General features: G+C 48.7%; 2 protein-coding genes. One reads left to right on the top strand and one right to left on the bottom strand.

Going from position 1 to position 3,841, the window contains the following annotated elements; genetic code table 11:
- Window positions 1-159 precede the first annotated feature (159 nt).
- On the bottom strand, window positions 160-738 hold the full coding sequence (locus RLO19_RS00670) for a tail fiber domain-containing protein (protein WP_446352923.1): 579 nt from the start codon (window positions 736-738) through the stop codon (window positions 160-162).
- A gap of 88 nt (window positions 739-826) precedes the next feature.
- Here RLO19_RS00670 and RLO19_RS00665 point away from each other — a divergent pair, with 88 nt between their 5' ends.
- On the top strand, window positions 827-3,649 hold the full coding sequence (locus RLO19_RS00665; RefSeq protein ID WP_446352921.1) for a two-partner secretion domain-containing protein: 2,823 nt from the start codon (window positions 827-829) through the stop codon (window positions 3,647-3,649).
- Window positions 3,650-3,841: the final 192 nt, after the last annotated feature.

Here is a 3,841-nt window from a genome sequence, read left to right as displayed (position 1 = left end):
AAACCTAGACGGCTTTTAAACTATGAGCTGGCAAGCACCCATAGATTCCATGACCCCAATAACGTAGCGTTTGCTGAGACTGGCTATCCATCAATGGAATGATCGTGTTGTCCACGGTTGTCCAGTGTTAGGCGGATAGCGTTTTATGACTCCTTTCTCTTAGTTGCTACTTAATGCGGCAACGGGTAGGGGAGTTGATAGTTGTCGCTTAATCTCCTGTATCTGTTGCTTCAAGGTATCGAGTTCGGCACCCATGGTGCTGATTTGAGTATCTTTATCTTGAATCTGCTGGTAGAGTGCCTGGATGGCAGCTAGGGCGACGCCATTGGCGTCAACGGGATGAATCAAGCGATTATCCTCTCCCACCGCAAACGCCGCCGCAAAGTCCTGTGCCATCGGTCCAATATGACGGATTGTGGGATTCTGGTCTTTATAGTTCCAGGTTTCAATCGGCAGAGTGGCGACTTTGGTGAGAATGTCCTGTACATCTACAGTAGCGAAGTTGGTTTTGAGGTTGCGATCGCTCCTTGTACCACGAATTCGGAATGAGTCCTGGGTGGCATATAGACCCAAAATCTTCTGTGGTCCGACTAAACTCTCAACTGCATCATCTACTGGCTGTACATCTACATAGACATCGTAAGTGACTGTACCACCAACACAAGCTCCTGCCTCCTCATCCGATAGTTCTTCGAGCAAGCTAGTTAATTTACTTAAGCCTGTTTCTTCGGAATGCATAATTCTTTTCCTCAGAGACACAATTTATGATAATCTATATTAGATCAGACCAGCCACGTCTTTAAGAAATCTGTTATACAAACTAATTATGAAACGGCATCATCTCTGTTGGTGCAATGTAGTTGCACTCGTCTGCGGCTATGTGGTCAGCGTTAACCCAGTTGGAGCGCAAATTGCTGGGGATGGAACCCTATCCACCACTGTCGCTGCCCCAGATAATCTCAACTACACTATTTCAGATGGAGATCGTTTGGGTGGAAACCTGTTTCATAGCTTTAGCCAGTTTTCTGTACCGACTGGGGGGTCTGCCTTTTTCAATAACGCCCTAGATATTGAGAATATTATTAGTCGAGTGACAGGTGGCTCTGTCTCCACAATTGATGGGTTACTGCGTACTAACGGTACAGCTAACCTATTTTTAATCAATCCCAGTGGGATTATTTTTGGTGTGAATGCTCAGTTAGATGTGGGGGGTTCTTTTGTTGGCAGTACGGCTAATGGGATGACGTTTGCCGATGGCACAGAATTTAGTGCAACCACGCCTTCCCCACCCCTACTCACAATTAGCGTACCCATTGGTTTGCAATATGGCACGACAGCCGCAGGAATTCAGGTACAACAGTCAAGTCTAGCTGTGCCGCCTGAACATACTTTAGCCCTAGTCGGTGGTGATATCGGCATCGTGGGGGGTAATTTAACCGCAGCAAGTGGCTGGGTTGAGTTGGTAGCTGTGGCAGGTGCTGGTACGGTTGGGTTAAGTATTGCTAACAACCAAATTCAATTAAGTGTTCCCGATGATATCCCACGAGCCGATATATCCCTCACCGATGGCTCGTTTATCGATACCAGTGGCATGGGGGGCGGTGATATTCTGCTCATCGGTAAGCAAATTACCCTGGAAGATTCACGGGTAGAGTCTACGACGTTGGGGTCAGAACCCGGAGGCAATTTAACCGTGAATGCAAGTGAGTCGGTGAACCTGATGGGTAATGATGCTGGGGGAGAATTTTCCAGTGGTTTATTTGCAGAAACCCGAAGCAGTGGCGCGGCTGGTAATTTGAGGATTACTACAGGAGAGTTAACTGTCCAGGGTGAAGCCAGGGTATCAGCAGCAACCTTTGGTGCCGGTGAAGGGGGGAATTTGACGGTAGATGCGGCTGAGTTGGTCGAGTTAATCGGGGTTGACTCTGAAGACGTTCAGCGATTTACAGGTATATTAACCGATGCGGGGAGTACCGGAGCTGCCGGAGACTTAACCATTAACACCAGACGCTTGATTGTCCGAGATGGCGCCCAGGTATCAGCGGCTACGTTTGGTGAGGGCGCCGGGGGACGGTTAACGGTGAATGCTACAGAGTCGGTAGAACTTATTGGTGTTTCTCCCTCTGATTTGCTATCGAGTGGCTTGTTTACGGCTACCCAGCCAGAAGCTATGGGAAATGCCGGAGATTTAGAGGTGAATACCATCTGGTTACTGGTTCAGGATGGGGCGCAAATTTTCGCCGGTACTGGTGGCGCGGGTGATGGCGGTAATTTGACCGTCAATGCGGCTGAGTCTATAGAAGTAACGGGAGTATCACCCATTGCGCTGTTTCCGAGTGGTTTATTTACGGCTGTTGCTGAAACAGGTACAGGCAATGCTGGAAGTATGACGGTGAACACGGAGCGGTTGAAGGTTGGGGATGGGGCACAAATCTTTGCTGGCACTTTCGGGACAGGTGATGGCGGGAATTTGACGGTAAATGCCTCTGATTCTATAGAAGTAACGGGCGTATCACCTGTTATTCTTTTGCCCAGTGGCTTGTTTAGTACAGCCGATGACTTATTTGTTTTTGATACAGGGTTAACCGTAGGCAATGCTGGAGACTTAACGGTTAATACCAGACAGTTGATTGTGCAGGATGGGGGGCAAGTCGCGGCTTCGACTATCGGCAGGACCGGAAAAGGCGGGAATTTAATTGTGAATGCTACTGAGTCAGTAGACGTCAGGGGTACGGGTCCAGAGGGAGCAGTTGGTGGTAGTAGTGCGTTACTCGCCGATGCCACTGGCGGGTTTAATGATTCTGGGACAGTCGCGATTAATACCGGACAGTTGCGGGTATCCGATGGCGCCAGGGTGGCGGTTGGTAATCAGGGAACAGGCAATGCGGGGAATTTGCAGGTACAAGCGGGTTCTATCTTTTTGGATACTGAAGGTATCCTGAGTGCCGCAACGGCTTCCGGTGAAGGGGGAAATATTAAGTTACAGGCAGAGAGCTTATTATTGATGCGTCGCACCAGTCTGATTTCTGCCGAAGCTGGGGGGACAGGGAATGGCGGCAATATCGATATTGATACGGCATTCCTCGCCGCGTTTGAAAATAGCGATATCATTGCCAATGCGTTTGAGGGGAGGGGCGGAAATGTGCAAATTACTGCCCAAGGAATTTTGGGAATTGGGTTTTGCCAACAGAATACCCCAGACAGTTGTATCACGGTCAGTTCTGACTTTGGTACTGATGGTGTCGTGGTGATTAATACACCAGAGGTTGACCCGAGTAAAGAACTGGTTACGTTGTCAGAAAATGTGCTGGATGTGAGTAATTTGGTGGCTCAAGGGTGTGGCGCTAGTCTAGGGGGAAACATGGGTCAGTTGATTGTAACGGGACGCGGGGGGTTACCGCCAGCTCCGGGTGGGATAATGCCCAGTGAAGTGGTTCTTGAAGATTTAGGGACCCAACTCATGCCAACGGCAAGAATGGGTGCGAGTCGAGGGATGTCCAGCAATTTGAAGCCTGCGTCTGCGGCTCTTATTGTGGAAGCCCAAGGTTGGATTAAAACGCCAGAGGGTGAGATTATCCTGACTGCCCAAGCGCCAACGGTTACTCCTGACGCTTCCTGGCACCGTGGCGTGAGTTGCTCGGTACGCTGAGAATGGACCAGGGATGGGCAGATAAATGATTGATGGACTAGGGATGGACAGTTCACAAATTGACAATGGATAATGAACAATGGATAATGACCTCTCCTTAAAAGAAGAGGATTGAAATTAAGGAAAATCTTTTTTAATTTCTTCGTAAACGAAGAGGTCTTAGACCAAATTAATCAATTGTCAATTATCAAT

The sequence above is a fragment of the Coleofasciculus sp. G2-EDA-02 genome, from assembly GCF_040226375.1.
Lineage (GTDB): Bacteria > Cyanobacteriota > Cyanobacteriia > Cyanobacteriales > Coleofasciculaceae > Coleofasciculus.
The sequence above is the reverse complement of the archived record's forward strand: the minus strand, read 5'-3'. Positions and strand labels throughout refer to the sequence as shown.